Annotated in this window: 17 protein-coding genes; 12 read left to right on the top strand and 5 right to left on the bottom strand. The window is 53.9% G+C overall.

What is annotated here, in order from left to right:
- Positions 1-12: 12 nt before the first annotated feature.
- From HS100_02305 to HS100_02320, 4 genes are all read right to left on the bottom strand, one after another.
- Entirely contained in the window at positions 13-1,305 is a 1,293-nt protein-coding gene (locus tag HS100_02305) for an MFS transporter (GenBank protein ID MBE7432724.1), read from the bottom strand.
- Between the two features lie 87 nt (positions 1,306-1,392).
- Positions 1,393-2,613, bottom strand: coding sequence for an exonuclease SbcCD subunit D (locus HS100_02310; protein MBE7432725.1), 1,221 nt, complete (start codon positions 2,611-2,613; stop codon positions 1,393-1,395).
- A gap of 43 nt (positions 2,614-2,656) precedes the next feature.
- Positions 2,657-4,738 (bottom strand): hypothetical protein, encoded by a 2,082-nt coding sequence (locus HS100_02315; GenBank protein MBE7432726.1) that lies wholly within the window; start codon positions 4,736-4,738, stop codon positions 2,657-2,659.
- Between the two features lie 127 nt (positions 4,739-4,865).
- Positions 4,866-5,876, bottom strand: coding sequence for a hypothetical protein (locus HS100_02320; protein MBE7432727.1), 1,011 nt, complete (start codon positions 5,874-5,876; stop codon positions 4,866-4,868).
- A gap of 144 nt (positions 5,877-6,020) precedes the next feature.
- Here HS100_02320 and HS100_02325 point away from each other — a divergent pair, with 144 nt between their 5' ends.
- The 3 genes from HS100_02325 to folK are packed head-to-tail and all read left to right on the top strand — an operon-like array spanning position 6,021 to position 7,653.
- Positions 6,021-6,770: an SDR family oxidoreductase gene (locus tag HS100_02325; GenBank protein ID MBE7432728.1), complete on the top strand. Its 750-nt coding sequence runs from the start codon at positions 6,021-6,023 to the stop codon at positions 6,768-6,770.
- Between the two features lie 54 nt (positions 6,771-6,824).
- A complete protein-coding gene (gene folB / locus HS100_02330) occupies positions 6,825-7,181 on the top strand; it encodes a dihydroneopterin aldolase (protein ID MBE7432729.1) in 357 nt (118 codons plus the stop codon).
- A complete protein-coding gene (folK, locus tag HS100_02335; GenBank protein ID MBE7432730.1) occupies positions 7,174-7,653 on the top strand; it encodes a 2-amino-4-hydroxy-6-hydroxymethyldihydropteridine diphosphokinase in 480 nt (159 codons plus the stop codon). The genes folB and folK overlap by 8 nt, the downstream gene beginning before the upstream one ends.
- Here the strand turns inward: folK and folE are convergent.
- Positions 7,643-8,278: a GTP cyclohydrolase I FolE gene (gene folE / locus HS100_02340; GenBank protein ID MBE7432731.1), complete on the bottom strand. Its 636-nt coding sequence runs from the start codon at positions 8,276-8,278 to the stop codon at positions 7,643-7,645. The genes folK and folE overlap by 11 nt on opposite strands.
- 137 nt (positions 8,279-8,415) lie before the next feature.
- Here folE and HS100_02345 point away from each other — a divergent pair, with 137 nt between their 5' ends.
- The 9 genes from HS100_02345 (at position 8,416) to HS100_02385 (ending at position 19,060) form a co-directional block, all read left to right on the top strand.
- Positions 8,416-8,871, top strand: coding sequence for a hypothetical protein (locus HS100_02345; protein ID MBE7432732.1), 456 nt, complete (start codon positions 8,416-8,418; stop codon positions 8,869-8,871).
- Positions 8,872-8,978: 107 nt separating this feature from the next.
- Positions 8,979-10,460 (top strand): peptidase S10, encoded by a 1,482-nt coding sequence (locus tag HS100_02350; protein ID MBE7432733.1) that lies wholly within the window; start codon positions 8,979-8,981, stop codon positions 10,458-10,460.
- A gap of 53 nt (positions 10,461-10,513) precedes the next feature.
- Positions 10,514-11,575: a hypothetical protein gene (locus HS100_02355; GenBank protein MBE7432734.1), complete on the top strand. Its 1,062-nt coding sequence runs from the start codon at positions 10,514-10,516 to the stop codon at positions 11,573-11,575.
- Positions 11,576-11,681: 106 nt separating this feature from the next.
- On the top strand, positions 11,682-13,409 hold the full coding sequence (locus HS100_02360; protein MBE7432735.1) for a bifunctional sulfate adenylyltransferase/adenylylsulfate kinase: 1,728 nt from the start codon (positions 11,682-11,684) through the stop codon (positions 13,407-13,409).
- 48 nt (positions 13,410-13,457) lie between these two features.
- Positions 13,458-15,056 (top strand): phospholipid carrier-dependent glycosyltransferase, encoded by a 1,599-nt coding sequence (locus HS100_02365; GenBank protein ID MBE7432736.1) that lies wholly within the window; start codon positions 13,458-13,460, stop codon positions 15,054-15,056.
- A 66-nt stretch (positions 15,057-15,122) separates the two neighbouring features.
- The gene (locus tag HS100_02370; protein ID MBE7432737.1) at positions 15,123-15,950 is read left to right on the top strand and encodes an SDR family oxidoreductase; all 828 of its coding nucleotides are present in this window, start codon (positions 15,123-15,125) and stop codon (positions 15,948-15,950) included.
- Between the two features lie 64 nt (positions 15,951-16,014).
- Entirely contained in the window at positions 16,015-17,238 is a 1,224-nt protein-coding gene (locus HS100_02375) for an acylneuraminate cytidylyltransferase (protein MBE7432738.1), read from the top strand.
- 63 nt (positions 17,239-17,301) lie between these two features.
- Entirely contained in the window at positions 17,302-18,186 is an 885-nt protein-coding gene (locus HS100_02380) for an N-acetylneuraminate synthase family protein (protein MBE7432739.1), read from the top strand.
- Between the two features lie 19 nt (positions 18,187-18,205).
- Positions 18,206-19,060, top strand: a complete 855-nt coding sequence (locus tag HS100_02385) for a sulfotransferase domain-containing protein (GenBank protein MBE7432740.1) — start codon at positions 18,206-18,208, stop codon at positions 19,058-19,060.

Genomic DNA, 19,060 nt, shown 5'->3' on the forward strand with positions numbered 1-19,060 from the left:
CGCCGCGCAAATTTAATTTGCGTTCATTGATTTGGCGCGTTCCGTCATTTGTTCGCGCAAGTTGTGTGAATCCCCGTCGATGGTAAAGATCGCGCCGATGTAGAAGAGGAAACACAATCCCCACGCGACGGTACAGATGAGAAGGATCGCCGTCTTGAGATCGATCGCATCGGCGATGAGACCGGTGAGGATCGGGGCAAATGCCGCGCCCGCGTTTTCGATGAAATATTCCACCGCCTGCGCCGTCGAGCGGACCTCGGGTACGGTCACATCATAGACAGTGGCGATGACGTTTGCGGAGGAAAGCGGCATGAAGATCGCGGTCAGACACATGAAGACAAAGAATTGATTTCGGTTTTCGGTGGGAGTGTTGAGCGCAAGGAATATGAAGACCGCGCCCAGCAACACGCCGATAATGGATACCAGGATGCGTCCCTTGTTCGTACGTTTGAATGCCGCATCGCCGAGCGCGCCGCCGAGGAAATATCCGCCTGCCAGGATGAGGATGACTGGCGCCATTGTGAACAGGATGCCGTTCGCGTCGTAACCGCGTTCCCTTTCAAGATAAGCAAAGAAGAAATAAGTGATGACGTTCCAGGGGAAGACGCCCGCAAAGCCCTGCAAAAAGACGAACCACATGGTTTTTTTCTTGAAGATGTCCCTCGCTTCGGTCCACGAGAATTTGAAGGTCTGCATCTCGGTCATGTTCTCGAATTCGGGTTCGGCTTTACCGCGCGGCATTTCCTTCACGCCGAAGAAGATCAGCAAGGCGATCACCAATCCGAGCGAGCCGGTGATGTAGAACACGCTTCGCCACCCGCCGATGGCTGGCGCGACCATCAGGGCAAGGATCATCCCAACGAGATAGCCGATGGGTTGGGCGAGTTGCAAAACTCCGTACACCTTGCCGCGAATGTTCGGACCGAAATAGTCTGCGATGAGCGTGTACAAGCCGGGGTAGGACGAATCATCGATTCCGGTCGACGCGCGTGTGACGAGAAATCCGCCGAACGTTTTTACGATGGCGTTCAACCAAGTGGTGGAGCCCCAGATGAACGAAGCCAGCGAGAGCAGTCTCGTTCGCGAAAAGCGGTCGTATAGATATCCCCAGATCGGGTACAGGACCGTTGCGACGATCAGGGCTCCCGAATTTACCAAGCCCCACTCCGTGTTGCTTATCTTGAAATCATTGCTGATCTGCACCTGGAGCGAACCGATCATCAATTTGTCGGTCTGGTGCAGGAGCATGAAGAAGAAGAATACAACGACCACGAACCAGCGGTAACGCGAATGACCTACTGACATAAAAGCCCTCCCCGGCTTGCGATTTTAGATTGTGTGTTGGCGTTTGTGCCATGGGATCACCACAACACGCCTGCACCATCCCCAATTTTACCCGTCCTCGGAAATAATCTCCTGCGCCAGTTTCTTCAGGTCCTCTGGATTTGTGACTTTCGCCGAGTTGAAATATTGGTCCAATAAATCGAGCGGGCTCAAACTGCTCACCACCTGCCCCTCGTCGATGCGCGAACGGGAAACGATCTGCGGGCGTTTGACGAAGTGGAATTCGAAGGCATCAGCAGCGTATTTTCTCAGAGCCGATTCGTCGATGAGGGAGTCCCATTCGCGCGGATATTCGACCACCAGGCGGAGGATCGCCCCGGACATTTCCTTTGGTTTGGGTAATTTGTCTTTGAGAATTTCCGTCACGTTTTCGCTGGATTCGAGAAGCGTGCGGCGATCGATGAACTTTCTCACTCCGGTGAGCTGAACCCACTCGATTTCCGTATCCCGTCCTTTTTCAATATCTGCAATAACAAAATAACGGTCTTCCTTTGCCTCGCCGAAATCGATTCTCTCTATCGAGCCGGGATAAATAACGGGCGGCTGGTTTCCTTCGTTCACATCCTGCGGCTTGTGGATATGACCCATCGCCACATAATTGAATCTCGGGTTCTTGACCAAACTGCCTGATAAAACCAGGTCATTGCCGAGCATGACGAGCCTCTCGCCGCCATATTTTGCGCCTTCGATGGAAGCGTGAGCGGTGAGAACCACGGGAAGAGACTCGTCCGTTTGTGAAAGCATGTCTTCCAGGATTTCCGATATGCGGGATTCGATATTCGAGAAGATTTCCTCCGGCTTTTCCGCGCTCATTTCAAGGGATGCCATCAACCCGGAGCGGGAAATCCATGGAATGGCGACGACCTGCAATGGCAACTCCCATAGGTCTCCGGGTTTGAGGAGCGAGGGTGTATCCAGCACCTTCACGTACGGCACTTGCAGGGTCTTGAATTCCTGCAAGGCATGAGCGCGCCCGACGGCGGGGGAAATGTCATGGTTGCCGACAAGCAGCAGGGTTGGAATCTTCGCCTGAGAGAGCCGCATGATGCGCCTCCCCCACTCGCGTTGGAATGTCGGAGCCGGGGAACGGTCCTTATAGGCATCGCCCGCAAAGATGACCAAATCCACTTTGCGGTCGATGGCTGCATCCACGATGGTATCGAGCGATTTGAGAAAATCCAAAACCCGAAGCGGCAAGCCTGAAGCCGGGTCATGCCGTCCGTAATTCGCCATATCGATGTGAGCGTCTGCAAAGTGGAGGAGTTTCATCGTTGCCTAAGGTGTAACTTGCGCTCACTGGCGCAAGCCGGCTTTATTTGAGGATGATCCTGTTCCAATCCATCATCGGCCTGACGTTCCCAACCGGGACCTGCCCTTCGGGCGCATAACCGACAAACGAGCGGTTGTAATTATCTTCCGAGCCGTCGTCGAGATTCCAGCGCAAGGTGTTGCGGAAGACGCCGAGGCACGACGTGCCGCGGAAATCATCCGGCAGGGATGTTTCGAATGTGTAAACATATGTGCCGTCGGCTGTATCAACAACTTCGATCACAGTCGCCTCATGAATCCACCTCAGCCATTGGGTCTGGGTGGATTTCTTTTTATCGGCGCCGATGGTGGTCCGTGAGCGGGTCATGCCGCCGCCTTTGTATTCCCAAGGCGCTGCGGGAGCGGGCGCATTCTTTCCGGCTTTGGGCTGCGCGCGCTTCCCGAGGAATTCACCGGGCACCAAACCAACCCCTTTTAGATCTTGAGTCGGTTTGGGAATCTGCCATTCACTCGGCTGATTGTTGACATATCTCAGCCAATAAATATTCGCGCCTTGAGTGTAATTCTCCGCGCCGGTGGGGTGAATGAAATAAGCGTTCGGCGTTTTTTCGGCGGCGAGTTTGACGTAACGCGCGGCATTATCGGTCAGGCCGCCGGGAGGCAAATGCCCGCGCACATGCTGGATGTGCTCCGCCGTCTCGTTGCATACCGCGCGCGTGACGATCAATTCCTGTGACCGCCCATGCTCGGGTCGCCACATGCCAATATTATCGCTCGCCCACTTGCTGAGGATGGGGTAAAGACTCATATCAGCAAAGCGGGTCTTGTCCTCTTCGGGGGTGAATGTTTCCCAACCATCAGCGGTGACGTGATTGGTCCGCAATTGCGTCAGCATCACGATCATCTTCCATGCCCAGGCCGGGAACTGGGACTTCATCGCCTCCAACTTCGCCAGAGCCTGGCCGGTCGTCATCGTCATGAACTCGTACTTGACCTCTTCCTCCACAAGCCCATCCAGACCGATCCGTTTCGACTTCGGTCCGTTGGCTTTGACTCCCTGCATGTGCATGGCGATTTTGTCCTTCCAGACCTTTTCCGTCGCCCCGGCAAGAGCCGGTTTGTTCGCGCCTCCCCCTTCGTATTGGGCGATCTTTTCCTGGCATTTCGCCGCAACTTCCGCATCCGTCAACGCGGCTTGCGCCTTTTTCACCTCGGCGATCCGCAAACGCACGAGCAAATCCTTTGGGTCCGCCCATGAGCCATGTGCGGATTTATATCTCATCCCCGAAAAATGGACGACCATATATTGCAGCCAGAGCGGGAAGCGCTTGGGCTCCTTCTCGAACCTCGCGCGGATCTCCGCCAGCAATTGATACTGATCCTTCCCTTCAAGCGTCTTGACGTACTGCTCCACCTTCAAGCGCACAATATCTTTCACGGACACCGGGGTCTTCGGGTCATAATTTACGAGGAATTCCTCCTCGGTGAGAGCATAGTTGGGATCCGCCTTCTTGAGTTTGTACCATTCCAACTTCGGCGCCTCGACCTTGTCATAGGTCGCATCGAACTGACGCAATTTTTCCATCTCTTCCAAAACCATCGGCATGGCGGAATCGTTCTTGAGTTTGTATTCAGCCTCCACTTTCGCCCTGTTTGGATGATCGGCGGGCATCCCTTCGAGTTGACGCTGTAAATAACGCACACGGTCGCGCAGAAATTCCAGCTGCGTTTTGAACGACTCGATCCGGCTCTGTATGAACGTCCGTTCGCCGCGGATGTCCTTGGGCCAGGAGGCAATAAAAAGGTCGTGATTCTTTTGGATCAACGCCATCGCCTCCGGCTCGACCGGTTTGTACTTGACAAAGTATCCACTTACGTCCTTCGTCAGGAAATAGTTCTTGAGCGTTGAATATTTTTTAAACTCAGTCGCGCGGGCGGTATCCATCCCCTTTTCATATTCCGCCACATCCGCCGAAAGCGCAGACATATCCTTGTTTTTATACTCGACCCAAAGATCGGCTTCCTTGTACAAAACGAGAAAGTCACGCAATTTTTGCAGGCGCATCGGGTAGATGTCCTTGAGCAGGACCGGGTTCTGCCATTGGAAGTGATATTGTCCAGCCATGAAAGCGCTCCTTGTCGTTGAATGGAGGTGACGGTCTGCCAATTAAAACACAAAAGGCACGAAACGCGCGAAGATTCAATAATTCCTTCGTGCCCCTTCGTGCCCTGCCTTGTTCAATGAAGCGGATTTACCGCATCGCGATCGGTTTCAGGTACGAGTCGAGCAGCACATCCATCTTTTCCAGTGACTCGCATACAAAGAGCATCGGGTTGAAGGCGTAGACCGTCTTGGGAATCCTTGCAATAGTCTCGACATCGAATGGCGCAATGATCACTTCACCACCGAACATACTTTCCGGTTTGATGCCCAGGCTTTTATATAAACCCAGGACGACGTTCCAGCCTTCGTCCGCTGAAGACATCTGGCCCTTTTGGTGGAGCGCATTGACGCCATCGATGATCCGGTGCAGGTTGGTTTTGTTGGCAAGAAAATGCGCTTCCAGCTGGGGAAAGACCGGTTTGGTGTAATCGATCACATTGTCCCGCCCGAGGCGGTAGAACTCCATGATCGTGCGCGTCAACTCCTTGCGGCCCGAGATGATCCCCGCGCCGAAAACCTTGATACGATTCTCCTGCACGACCAGTCCGAACTCCGTGCTGTACCAGGCGAGGCGTTTGATGACCTCACGTTCCTCCTGCGTCGCTTTCATGTATGCGGGCGCGAACTTGTCTTCGATATCGGCGTAGAATTTTTGAGTAAGGAAGGGAAGATGCCCAAAGATATCATGGAACATGTCCGGTTCAGGCGTGAACTCCATCTGGTCACGCGTGCGCAGGTAATCAGTGATCAGGAAAACACGCTGGGCGAATTTTTTATACCAATCGTCCGCAAGCGTGTATCGCACCACCGTCCGCTCGATGGTCCAACCACTGCGCAGCGTGATGTGATCGATGAGGTGTTTTACGGTGGGGATTCCTCTCGGATCGAGCTTCAAAAGTTCCATGCCGATCTTCCACTCAGCGCAGATGTGCTCGGTCAGGTAAGGCTGATGGATTCCCGCGAACAGGTCAGCCCAGATGGCGTGTTGTTCCGCAGAAAATACGATCTCTTGATTTTCTCTTGAATATTCCCGGTTCGGGTCGATCTGCTGAGCGGCGATATCCCCTGTATAGGCTGGTACGGTTTGATTCCTGGTCATGATTTGCACCTTTCGAAGTGGAGATAAAGAACGCAAAGCATCGGCAATCGCTGTCACGTACGTTCAAGGCATGTTATCACCGTCGAAAAAAGGCGTCAAGAATGGGATAAACTCTACCGGAATTGGAAATGATAAAATCAAAGGGTGAATGATTTATCCGATAAGACAATCCTTATTACCGGAGCAGCCCGCCGTTTGGGACGCTCCTTTGCATTGGCGTGCGCTCGCGCCGGGGCGGATATCATCATCCATCATGGACATTCTCCCGACGAAGCCGATTCGCTTCGAGATGAAATCGCTTCACTCGGACGCCGCGACTGGGTGCTCGCTTCGGACTTTTCCAACCCTGAAGGCATTTCTCAATTAATCGAACGAGCCAACGAATTGAGTCCGCTTTATGGATTGGTCAACAGCGCATCCATCTTTGAGTCTTTGTCCGTTCACGACACAACGCTCGATGATTGGAATCGGCATTTGAAGATCAACCTCACCGCGCCGTTCCTGTTGAGTCAGGCGTTTGCAAATCAACTCAATGCTCAAGCCGCCGTCCCCGGCGACGTAAAAGGCCGCATCGTCAACATCCTCGACTGGCGCGCCCTGCGTCCCGGCGCAGACCATTTTCCCTACACAATCACCAAATCCGCCCTGGCAGCAATGACCAAATCGATGGCGATTGCTTTCGCTCCGAACATCACCGTCAATGGGTTGGCGCTGGGAGCGATACTGCCTCCGGCGGATCATTCATCAGCGGGTGAAAGCATCATCGAGGCTGTGCCTGCCAAACGTTGGAGCGAGGCGGGGGAAGCCGAAGAGGCGCTGCTGTTTTTGTTATCCGGTCCCGCCTACATCACCGGTGAGATCATTCACCTGGATGGGGGCAGACATTTGATTTAATATGGGATTGCTTCATTCGCCCAGCTCGTTCGCAATGACATCATAGGAGAATTTATGGACAAAGTCTTCATCAAGGATCTGCTTGTGCGCGGGATCATCGGCATTCGCGAGTGGGAGCGCAAGAAACCGCAGGATATTTTGATCAACGTCACGGTCTTCACCGATACGACGCGCGCAGGTGAAACGGACGACATCAACGACAGCGTGGATTACAGCGCGCTCGCAAAGAAGATGCAATCGCACGCCGAAACTTCGGCGCGGTTGACGGTCGAAGCGCTGGCGAACGACCTGGCGAAGATCTGTCTCGATATTCCTTTGGTTAAAAAAGTGATCGTGCGCGTGGAAAAACCCGGCGCGGTGCGTTTCGCAAGGTCCGTTGGCGTGGAGGTCGAACGCAAACGCGATGGATGAACTGCATCGCCTGATCCTCAGCCTCGGCTCGAATATCGAGGCGGAGGCAAATTTACCAAAAGCGGTTCAATTGCTGCGGGAAGCAGGGGAAGTGGGAGCCGTCTCTTCGGTCTGGGAATCGGAGTCGGTCGGCTTCGATGGACCGAATTTTCTGAATGCCTGCATTACGATCCTGTCCCCGCTTGGGCACATCGAGTTCAAGGAAAGGGTCATCCGCCCGATAGAATCGAAATTGGGACGGGTGCGCAGTCCTGAGAAGAATGCGCCTCGGCCGATCGACATCGACGTCGAACTATGCGACGGTAAGCCGCTCAATACAGATTATTGGGAATATGCCTTTGTGATCGTTCCGCTGGCGGAATTGATTCCGGAGTTTCCGCATCCCGCCTCAGGTGAAGCGATCGCCGGGGTGGCAGAACAGGTTCGAGGTCAGGTCTGGATGCGAAAGCGGGAGGATGTCGTTATATCCTGAGCGGCTCCGCGCCGCGGCTGAGGTGGTCCAGAAATTCCTGACGGGTGTTGATGCTCTTGCGGAAACTTCCCAACATGGTCGAGGTGGTCATGCGGGCATCGACCTTCTTCACGCCGCGCATCATTGCGCATAAATGCAATCCTTCCACGACAACCGCCACGCCCTGCGGATTTAACAGATCATGGATAAAATCTGCAATCTGACGTGTCATGCGTTCCTGAACCTGCAATCGGCGGGCGAACATGTCGACGATGCGCGGAATCTTCGAAAGTCCGATCACCTGCCCGTCGGGAATATATGCGACGTGGGCGCGTCCCATGAACGGGAGCAAGTGATGCTCGCACAGGCTGAAGTATTCGATGTCGCGCACAATGACCATGTCGTCGTATGAAACATTGAAAATCGCGCCGTTGACGAGTTTTTCCGGGTCCGCGCGGTAGCCGCTCAGAAGCTCGGGGAACATTCGCGCGACTCTCTTGGGCGTATTCACCAGCCCTTCGCGGTCGGGGTCTTCGCCAAAAGCGGTCAGCATGGCGCGCACGGACTCTTCGATGGTGTCCGTATCGATCTCTTCGTTATAAGTTGGGCGCTCGTCGAAATCTGCGCTTGTTTCCGGGTCTGTCATTTCGGCTCCAGTTTCTGCTCGGATTTTCCGATTGTATCTGATTTACGGGATCAACGGAACTTTGAAAGATGTTCGGTGCAGTCCAACGCCTCGGCGGTAAAATACCGGTTAAATTATCCATCAGGAGCAATTTACCCTTGAACAATGATCCATACATGAAAAGCGGCATTTTAGGCGCCGGGCTGGGACTTGTGTTTGGTCTTATACTCGGAGGAGCCACCGGCGCATTGACCGGATCTTGGTCTGGCGTGATCGTTACATCCCTGATCGGCGGTATGGCGGGAACAGCAACCGGCGCGTTGACTGGAATGCTTGCCGTCCGCACGGCGGGAGTGACAGGCGGTGTGAGCGTCGGCGCGTACACCGGGATGGCATTTGGTGCCTTTTTGGGTTTGATCCTCGGCATTTTCATCCCCGAATCTTTTCGTTTGAGTGTGCTGTCTTTGGATATCCTCATATTGAACGTCATTATGCAGGGACGGTTCGAAGCCGCAATCCTGGTAAGTTTTTTGCTTTCCTGCCTTGCCACGGCTGTCGGCGCGTGGGTCGGCGGGCGCAACCTGCAAACTCGCGATACGGGGATGCTCAAGTAAATTCTACAATTGCCACCTCCCACCCGTGACTTTGGACTAAAATAACCTTCCTGGTTGCTGAAATACATCTCATCCTTTTTCGGAAGTAAAACAACAAGGAGACTCTCATGCCCGAAAAACCCGACGACAAAAAGGAAGAAAAGAAAGACGAAAAACCCAGCCCGAAAGACAACATAGTAACCACCAAACACACAGCGCGGATCGGCGGCAGGACTGTCAAGTACACTGTCACTGCCGGGACGATGGTCTTGAAGGAGGAGGTCAACGACAAGGAGAAGGATGCCGAGGTCGAAAAGCCGCGCGCGCAGATCTTCTTCACCGCCTACACCCGCGACGATGTGAGAGATAAATCGAAGCGTCCCATCACCTTTTCCTTCAACGGCGGACCCGGCTCCTCCTCCGTCTGGCTGCATCTTGGTGTGCTCGGTCCGCGCCGCGTGGTGTTGACCGACGACGGTGAAATGCCCAAGCCGCCCTTCCAATTGACCGATAACGAATATTCCATCCTCGACGAGACCGATCTGGTTTTCATTGACCCGATGAGCACCGGCTTTAGCCGACCGGTCGAAGGCGAGAAATCGCGCGAATGGCATACCTTCTCGAAGGATATCGCCTCGGTCGGAGATTTCATCCGCTTGTACACCACGCGATACAACCGCTGGCTCTCGCCAAAATTTCTCGCGGGTGAATCCTACGGCACGACCCGGGCGGCGGGACTTTCCGGATATCTGGCAGACCGTCACGGCATGTTGTTGAACGGGCTCATGCTTGTTTCCGCCGTGCTCGATTTCACCACGCTCGACTTCAATCACAATAACGATTTACCCTATATTCTTTTCGTGCCGGGCTACACCGCAACAGCGTGGTATCACGGCAAACTTGATAAAAAGATCCCCCTCAAGACCTGGCTCAAAGAATCGGAAGAGTTCGCCATCGGTGAATATGCAACGGCATTGTTGAAGGATGCCTCGCTCTCCAAAGAGGAAAGAAGAAAGATCGCAGAAAAACTCTCCCGCCTCACCGGAATCTCCGTCGAATTCATCGAACGCGGCAACCTGCGCATCCACACCTTCCACTTCTTCAAGGAACTCCTGCGCGATAAAGGAAAAACCGTCGGCCGCCTCGACAGCCGCTTCACCGGTACCGACCGCCTCGGCGTGACCGAAACCTTCGAATACGACCCGCTCTTTGCGCAGGTCAATGGTCCGTACACCGCGGCATTCAACGATTACATCCGCTCGGAACTCAAGTTCGAGACCGACACGCCGTACGAAATCCTGAGCGATAAAGTCTGGCGGCAATGGTCGTACTCCTATTTCGAGAATCAATACGTCAATGTCGCCGAAACCCTGCGCGCCGCAATGACCTTCAATAAATATCTCAAGGTCTTCGTTGCGAACGGGTATTACGACCTCGGCACACCCTACTTCGCCACCGAATACACATTCGACCATCTCGCCCTCGACGAGTCGCTTCGCAAAAACGTCAGCATGGGCTATTATGAAGCCGGCCACATGATGTACATCCACATGCCTTCTCTCAAGCAGATGAAGAAGGATTTGAGCAAGTTCATCAAGGATGCGAGTTAATTAAAAAGACCTGTCAGGTTTTAAAACCTGACAGGTCTCATTCTATATAATCCATGAACCTAGACGACCTCGACCTCTTCAAAAAGATTGACAAACGAAACATGATCCAGGAGATTAACGATCTTCCGGATCAACTGCAATCCGCGTGGGATTTGGGTCAGACACATCCCCTTCCGAAATTGGATGACATCCGCAGCATCATCCTCTGCGCGATGGGAGATTCCGCCACCGCCTCCGAACTCGCAGTTGCTTCCATTTTCTCGAACCTCGCGCTCCCCGTAACCGTTCACCGGAATTACGGATTACCCGCCTTTGCGGACTTGCACACCCTTGTCGTCTGCATTTCACATTCCGGCAATTCCGAAGAAGTGTTGGATGCCTTCGAGTCCGCAATGAACAAGAACTGCGTTCTCCTTGCGATATCAACCGGTGGGGAACTGTCCAAACGCGCAAAAGAAAAGAACATCCCTTTATGGAATTACGACCATAAAGGCCTGGACACGACTGCCATTGCTTATCCCTTTGCCCTGCTGCTTGCTCTTTTTACCCGCCTCGACCTAATCCCCGATCCGTCGGAAGATGTTGCTGAAGCCGTTGCCATGATGAAACGCTCGCAACAACACATCGTTCCCGAAGTGATCGCCGCAAAGAATCCCGCCAAGCGTTACGCCGGCCAATTGGTGGGACGGTGGGTTACATTCGTCGCCACCGAAAACCTTGCCCCCGTCGCGCGCCGCTGGAAGACACAGATCAATCAGTTCGCCAAAGCGGGCGCAAACTTCGAAATCATCCCAGAAGCCACCCATAACACGCTGATCGCCACGCTCAATCCCAACGCGACCCTCAACGCGCACACCATGACCCTGTTCATGCGAGCACCAAGCGACCATCCACGCAACAGAATGGGGTCGGACATGATGCGGCAGGCGTTCATGCTCGAAGCGCTGAACACGGACGTGATCGACGCGCGAGGCGTATCCGTCATCGCTCATTATTGGACCCTGATCCTCTTCGGCGATTACATGGCATACTATCTCGCGATGGCGTATGGGGCCGATCCTTCAGAGGAAAATGCGTTCGTCAATTTCAAAGGGGCGATGGCAAATGCCGAATAAGTCATCCAAAATTCATTCACTGAATTTTGGAGTATAATCGGGGCAAGCACACTCAGACTTCGGAAGTCTTCCCGGCTTCCGAAGTCTTAACTTGAATGGAGAAACTATGAAGAAAGCCAATCTTATTAATCCCTACGGTGGAAAGCTGGTCGATCTGGTCGTGACAGGCGCCGAGCGCGATGAATTGATCGCGCGCGCGGGCCACCTGCCGTCCATCAAGATCACCATGCGCAATCTGTGCGACCTGGAATTGATCGCCACGGGCGGGTTTTCACCCCTGACCACATTCATGGGGAAAGCGGATTACGAACGCGTGCTCAAGGAAATGAGACTCTCGGACGGAACCTTCTTCCCCCTCCCCATCACCTTGACAGCTGACCCAAAAGAACTGCCGACTGTCGGTGAGGAGCTTGCGCTTCGCAACGCAAATTTCGAACTGATCGCTGTGATGACCCTCGACGAGGTCTATCATTGGGATGCCGAGACCGAAGCCGCTCTCGCATACGGTTCGACCGACTCCAAACACCCCATGGTTTCGGAAATGGGGCGCTGGAACAAGGTCTGCATTTCCGGACCGTTGAAAGTGGTGAACCTGCCCAAATATTATGATTTTGTGGACCTGCGCCTCACCCCGGCTCAAGTGCGTGAACGGCTCGAAAAGATGGGCAATGACAATGTCGTAGCATTCCAAACCCGCAATCCATTGCACCGCATTCACGAAGAATTGACCAAGCGTGCCGCGGCACAGGTTAATGGTTCGTTGATCGTTCATCCCACAGTGGGGTTGACCAAGCCCGGTGACGTGGACCACTATACCCGCGTCCGCACATACAAGGCATTGGTCGATAATCACTATGACAGGAACACGACCATGCTCAGCCTGCTTCCGCTGGCAATGCGCATGGCTGGACCGAAGGAAGCCATCCTTCATGCCATCATCCGCCGCAACCACGGCGCGAATCATTTCATTGTCGGTCGCGATCATGCGGGGCCGGGAAATGACTCCGCGGGCAAACCGTTCTACGGTCCGTATGATGCGCAGGAATTGATGAAGCAGTACGAGCATGAGATCGGCGTCAAGATGGTCCCGTTTGAAATGCTCGTTTATCTCCCTGACGAAGATCGCTATGTTGAAGAGAAGGACGTGCCGAAGGGCGCAAAGACCGCCAACATCTCCGGCACGCAGGTTCGTGATGAATTTCTCGCCAAGGGCAGACTTCTCCCCGAATGGTTCACGCGCCCCGAGACCGCAGAAATTCTTCGCGAGATGTATCCTCCGCGCCACAAGCAGGGATTTTGCATCTGGTTTACCGGCTTGAGTGGTTCGGGTAAATCCGCCACCACCCAGGTCCTCACCACCCTCATGCTCGAACGCGGACGTGAGACCGCCATCCTCGATGGCGATGTCGTCCGCACCCATCTCTCCAAGGGTCTCGGCTTCAGCAAGGAAGACCGCGACACGAACATCCTTCGCATCGGATTCGTTGCCGGAGAAATCGCGCATGCCGGCGGCATCGTCATCTGCGCCGCGATCAGCCCGTACCGCGCCACTCGCGAAGAAGCCCGCAAAATGGTCGGCGAAAATTTCATCGAAGTTTACATGGATACGCCCGTTGAAGTCTGTGAACAACGCGACGTGAAAGGTCTCTACGCCAAAGCCCGCCAGGCTGTCGCGGATGGGAAACCAATGGGCTTCACCGGCGTCGACGATCCATACGAGCCGCCCATCAAGCCGGAGATCACGCTCAAAGGCTACGGCGCCACACCGGAGGAAAACGCCCGCATCATCATCAAATATCTTGAAGAACAGGGATTCCTGCTGCCGGTGAAGTAACTGCAATTCAGGTGACAGTCACCTTTGAAGTGACTGTCACCGCTCAGTATGACCAAGCCCCTTCTCGCTTCATCCTTAATCCTCGGTCTGCTCGCTCTTTCAGGGACCTTTCTCATCCTTTATGCGACTCCGCAAGGCATGGGGCTTTCGGATGATTCGATTGCGTACATTGCCGGGGCGAGAAGCATTTTGGATGGGCAGGGCTATCGCGAAGCGTGGCTGGCATCCAACCAACCCGTTACACACTTTCCTCCCGGCTTTTCCTCTGTATTGGCTTTGGTAGGCATCAGCGGACTCGACCCCCTGCGAGGCACGCGCCTGGTCAACTCCATCCTATTTGGCGCGAATATTTTCCTGCTGGGTCTCATCGGCTGGCGGATGACCAAATCAAAAGTTGCGGGGATGCTTTTGGCAATTTTATTTTTTCTGAATGGACAACTCTTCCGAGTCCATACCACCGCCATGAGCGAGCCGCTTTATATCTTCTTCACTCTCGCCGCGTTTTTATCTTTCTGGAAATACTTCACACCTCCCGCCGAGAACATGGGCAAAGACAGGAGCGCGGGCTTTCTTTTTCTTTCAGCCATCCTCACCGCCTTCGCCTACCTGACCCGTTACGCGGGTCTTGCCCTTCTCGCCACCTTCCTCGTTTCGCTTTTCATTCTTCACGAAACCCTGAAGAAACGCTTTATAGGCGCAGGCATCTTCTTCGCCGGTTTTGTTCCCTTCGCCTTTGCCTGGGGAATCCGCAACCGGCTGCTGACCGACAATACCACCAATCGCACCCTTGTATATCATCCCATCACCCTCGAAAACGTCCAACTGGGTATTTCCAACTTTGCCGCTTTCGTTCTGCCCGTAGAGGAATGGAGGCGCGAACTTATCAAAGTCCCCAATCTGTTCTCCATCATATTTGCACTTATCGTCCTTGTCCTGCTCATTTGGGTCGTGGCGAAAGCCTTCAAGAAACTTTCCAATCCTTCACTTGAAACACCTGAAGTCCTTCCCTTCATCAGCACGCTGTATATCTTTGGTTACCTCGCATCCATTCTCTCCTCGATGACCTGGTTCGATGCCAGCACCAAATTCCAGTTGCGCATCCTTGCGCCGGTTTATGTCAACCTGCTCATCATGGCGGTTTATTTCGGCTGGCGGCTTTGGCACTCCGCCACATCCTCTTCGCGTTTTACCTTTTATGCATTACGAACAACATTTATTATCTTCCTGATTTACGGTTTCACAACCTCCGCCCTGAATTATTACAATACCCTCACCCAACTTCGCAAAGGCGGACAGGGATACGCATCCTTCCAATGGTTCGACTCGGAAGCGATGGACTTCCTGAGTCAACTACCGGAAGGCACGCGCATCTATTCCAACCAGGTCCCGCCTGTCTATCTTTACACCGGGCGTCCCGGTTACGTTCTGCCAGACCTCGTCGACCCCGTCACCGGGTTGCCCCGCGGAAACACTGACGAAGGAATCGCCATGCTCCAAGCCGATGTCCTTTCCGGTGATGCCGCGCTGGCGCTGTTCGATTTCGGCACGCAGGATGAGAATGTGCAATCGATCCATTTGAGCCTTGCCGATGGCTTGTATCTTGCGTTCGACAAACAAGGCGATAAAATCTATACCGCATACCCATAGTAATTGGCGTTCTCTAACGCCAACAGGCGCGTAAGAGAATGCGCCACCACGCTGCAAGGAGACTTTATGACCATCTTCGATAAATTCAATTTGAAAGACCGCGTGGCTATTGTCACCGGGGGCGGGGGTCAACTTGGTTTTGAATTTTGCAAGACCCTTGCTGAAGCGGGTGCGTCAGTCGTCGCTGCGGATTTGAATATGGAACTTGCCACAAAGACTGCGACTCGACTCAAAGAGTCCGGGTATGAGGCGACGGCGTTTCCCCTCGATGTGACCCGCATCGAATCGACCCGCGACCTGGTCGCTGAAACCGTGAAGAAATACGGCTGTCTTGATATTCTCGTCAACTCCGCAGCGCTTGATCCAAAATTCGATCCGGATGCCTCTGCTAAAGGAATCGCTCCCGGCGCCTTCGAGGATTATCCGCTTAGTGATTGGAACGCCGCCCTTAACGTAAATTTGACCGGCATGTTCCTCAGTACGCAGGCCTGCGTCAAGCAAATGATCGCGCAGGGGAAGAAAGGCAGCGTCATCAACATCTGCTCCACTTATGGACTCAACGGACCTGACCAGCGCATCTACATCAAGGATGGAAAGCGCGTGGCATTCAAACCCGTCTACTACACCACCACGAAAGCGGGAGTGCTGGGTTTTACAAAATATCTTGCCGCGTATTATGCCGAAACGGAGATCCGCGTCAATGCACTGACACCCGGCGGTGTGTACAACAACCATGAAGAATATTTCGTCAAGAACTACTCCGCCAAAACCATCCTCGGACGCATGGCAAAAAAGGACGAAATGAACGGCGCGCTGTTGTTCCTCGCCTCGGATGCATCTTCCTATATGACCGGCAACAACGTCATCGTCGATGGCGGTTGGACGGCGTGGTGAGAAGGACTCCAAAGTCTCCTGACGTTGTCAAAAGTCTTGAGACGTTTGACGCCCTGGATCAATTATGACCCACATCCTTGCCATCATCCCCGCTCGCGGCGGCTCGAAAGGAATTCCGCGCAAGAATATCCGCCCTTTTGCGGGCTATCCGCTCATCGCATGGAGCATCGCTGCAGCAAAACAATCAAGCCTGGTGACACGCATCATCGTCTCGACGGATGACGAGGAAATCGCCTCAGTTGCCCGCGAATGGGGCGCGGAGACGCCTTTCCTTCGTCCCGCCGAATTGGCGCAAGATAAAACAACAGACCTGCCCGTGTTCGAACACGCACTCAAATGGCTGGAAGAGATCGAAGGTTATCATCCCGATGTGGTTGTGCAACTGCGCCCCACATCGCCCATCCGCCCGAGGACAATGGTGGATGAAGCGGTCAATGTTTTGTTGAATCATGAAGATGCCGATTGTGTGCGCGGCGTGGTGCCTGCGGCACAAAATCCGTTCAAGATGTGGCGTTTCAACGGCGAAGAGAAACCGCTCAGCAAATTACTCGAGGTTCCCGGAATCGCCGAGCCTTACAACGCGCCGCGCCAGGTCCTGCCGCCTGTGTATTGGCAGACGGGGCACATCGACGCCATCCGCGCCTCGACGATTGTAAACAAAAAGTCTTTGACCGGCGATATCGTTTACCCGTTGGTGATCGACCCAAAATTTACAGTGGATATCGACACGCTTGCGGATTGGGCGAAGTACGAAGCCGTCATCTATGGCGGGTTGGAGGTCGTTTCGCCGGGGAATCCGCGTCGCAGAATGCCCGAACGTGTAAAGATGATCCTGTGCGACTTCGACGGCGTGGTTACGGACAATTTGGTTCTTACGGATGAAAATGGAAAGGAAACCGTTTCCGCTTCGAGGAGCGACAGCATGCACATCAAGACCCTGCGCGAAAAGGGCGTGGAGGTGATGATCCTCTCCTCGGAACCGAATCCGGTGGTGCTGGCGCGCGCGAAAAAGATGGGAGTGGAGGCGATCCATGGGATCGGGATGCAGGACAAAGGGCGCGTGATGCGCGAAGTCCTTGAGCAGAAAAAGGTTCGAGCCGGGGAAGTCATCTACATCGGTAACGATCTCAACGATCTGCCCTGCTTCGAAATCGCAGGATGGTCGGTGGCGGTTGCGGATGCGTATCCGGAAGTCCTCCGCGCGGCGGATCATGTGTTGACAAAACCGGGCGGGCGCGGCGCGGTACGGGAATTGTGCGAGATGGTATTGAAGAATCTACCGGCATAGTGTGCGCTCTCTTGCGCACATCGGACGTGAGCGAACGGACACTACGCAATAACAGGAGAACAAATGACTCGTGAAATAAAATTTGGGAATCGAATGATCGGCGACGGGCACCCTGCATACATCATTGCCGAGATCGGCATCAACCATAACGGCGATCTGGAGATCGCAAAGAAGATCATCGATGCCGCGGTGCATGCCGGCGCGGATGCAGTCAAGTTCCAGAAGCGCACACCGGAGGTCAGCACACCGTCCGAACAGCAGAAACAGATGCGCGAAACGCCGTGGGGTTACATTACCTATCTTGACTACCGATACAAGGTCGAATTCAACGAAGAACAATACCGCGAGATCGCCCGCTACTGCAAGGAAAAGAAAATCGATTGGATGGTGTCGGTTTGGGATGAACCTTCCGTGGATTTCATGGAGAAGTTCGAAACGCCCGCGTATAAAGTCCCGTCTGCTTCGCTGACCGACCATAATCTATTGAAGTATGTGCGCAAGACCGGCAAACCTGTCATCATCTCGACGGGCATGTCCACCATGAAACAGATTCACAAGGGCGTCAATGCCGTCGGCGAAGACAACCTCGTCATCATGCATTGCACCAGCACCTATCCGTGCGAGCCGGAAGAATTGAACCTCAAAATGATCGAAACCCTGCGCAAAGAATTCCCAAAGAACCCAATCGGTTACTCCGGCCATGAGGTGGGGCTTGTACCTTCCGCGATCGCTGTCGCTTATGGAGCCTGTTCGGTGGAACGCCACATCACGCTGGACCGCGCCATGTGGGGCAGCGACCAGGCTGCCTCGGTGGAACCCGGCGGCTTCGAGCGTTTGGTCAAATACATCCGTGTGACCGAGGCTTCGCTCGGCGACGGCGTGAAGAAGGTCTATGCAAGCGAACAGTCGTCGTTGAAGAAATTGCGCCGGGTCGATGGGGAAGATTAGTAGCGTAATTGGTAATTCGATGACTCCGCTCAAATCGGTCCGCCGCGCCATTCGACCCATGGGTAAAACCCTCCAGGCGATGATGCGTTGGAGGCGATTTTCCTTCGATGAAGCGCCACCCATCTTCGGCAATTCCAAACCGAAGAGCGGCTCGCACCTGTTGTTGCAGATCCTCAACGGATTTACGCGCATCATGCCGTACAAATACGTCGAAGCGGAGCCGGTGAGGACCATTACGAAAGATGGAAGAAGAAAGACGGAAGAAGAAATATTGGATGAATTGATCCGCATCCCGCGTGGAGTGATCGGCTGGGGCTATGTGGATGCCACACCCAAAAACGCCTCTTTCCTGACCGCGAGCGGGCGCGTCAACTTTTTCATTTACCGCGACCCAAGAGATATGCTCGTCTCGCAGGTCTTCTTCGCGACGGATATGCACGAAGAACACGGGATGCATGAATACTACAACTCTCTACCTGATTTCAACGCGAGACTCAATGTGGCAATTACGGGGATTGAAAAAGGCGGTTTGAAAATGGTCAGTGTGAAGCAGAGATACGAAGGCGTCTTCCAGTGGCTCGAACAGAAAAACGTGATGAGCCTGCGTTTTGAAGACCTCATCAACAACCGCGATGCAACTCTGCTGGCGATGCTCGATGAAGTGGAAAAGACCGGTTATAAGATACCCACTCCACGTGAGAAGGCGTTGCAGATTCTCGTTGATGCCATACAGCCAAGGAAAAGTCACACCTTCCGCTCAGGGAAGACCGGTGGGTGGAAAGAACATTTCAACAAGGAACACAAAAAGTTGTTCAAGGATGTGGCGGGCGACCTGTTGGTGAAATTGGGGTATGAGAATAATAATGATTGGTAA

Source organism: Anaerolineales bacterium (genome assembly GCA_015075725.1).
Classification (GTDB): domain Bacteria; phylum Chloroflexota; class Anaerolineae; order Anaerolineales; family Villigracilaceae; genus Villigracilis.

What these genes read in the sequence shown, in the direction of transcription:
- folB (MBE7432729.1), top strand. Translation starts at nt 6,825, where the DNA reads ATGGACAAAGTCTTCATCAAGGATCTGCTTGTGCGCGGGATCATCGGC.
- HS100_02305 (MBE7432724.1), bottom strand. Translation starts at nt 1,305, where the DNA reads ATGTCAGTAGGTCATTCGCGTTACCGCTGGTTCGTGGTCGTTGTATTC.
- HS100_02315 (MBE7432726.1), bottom strand. Translation starts at nt 4,738, where the DNA reads ATGGCTGGACAATATCACTTCCAATGGCAGAACCCGGTCCTGCTCAAG.
- HS100_02360 (MBE7432735.1), top strand. Translation starts at nt 11,682, where the DNA reads ATGAAGAAAGCCAATCTTATTAATCCCTACGGTGGAAAGCTGGTCGAT.
- HS100_02350 (MBE7432733.1), top strand. Translation starts at nt 8,979, where the DNA reads ATGCCCGAAAAACCCGACGACAAAAAGGAAGAAAAGAAAGACGAAAAA.
- HS100_02310 (MBE7432725.1), bottom strand. Translation starts at nt 2,613, where the DNA reads ATGAAACTCCTCCACTTTGCAGACGCTCACATCGATATGGCGAATTAC.
- HS100_02365 (MBE7432736.1), top strand. Translation starts at nt 13,458, where the DNA reads ATGACCAAGCCCCTTCTCGCTTCATCCTTAATCCTCGGTCTGCTCGCT.
- HS100_02355 (MBE7432734.1), top strand. Translation starts at nt 10,514, where the DNA reads ATGAACCTAGACGACCTCGACCTCTTCAAAAAGATTGACAAACGAAAC.
- HS100_02380 (MBE7432739.1), top strand. Translation starts at nt 17,302, where the DNA reads ATGACTCGTGAAATAAAATTTGGGAATCGAATGATCGGCGACGGGCAC.
- folK (MBE7432730.1), top strand. Translation starts at nt 7,174, where the DNA reads ATGGATGAACTGCATCGCCTGATCCTCAGCCTCGGCTCGAATATCGAG.
- HS100_02375 (MBE7432738.1), top strand. Translation starts at nt 16,015, where the DNA reads ATGACCCACATCCTTGCCATCATCCCCGCTCGCGGCGGCTCGAAAGGA.
- HS100_02385 (MBE7432740.1), top strand. Translation starts at nt 18,206, where the DNA reads ATGACTCCGCTCAAATCGGTCCGCCGCGCCATTCGACCCATGGGTAAA.
- HS100_02370 (MBE7432737.1), top strand. Translation starts at nt 15,123, where the DNA reads ATGACCATCTTCGATAAATTCAATTTGAAAGACCGCGTGGCTATTGTC.
- HS100_02320 (MBE7432727.1), bottom strand. Translation starts at nt 5,876, where the DNA reads ATGACCAGGAATCAAACCGTACCAGCCTATACAGGGGATATCGCCGCT.
- folE (MBE7432731.1), bottom strand. Translation starts at nt 8,278, where the DNA reads ATGACAGACCCGGAAACAAGCGCAGATTTCGACGAGCGCCCAACTTAT.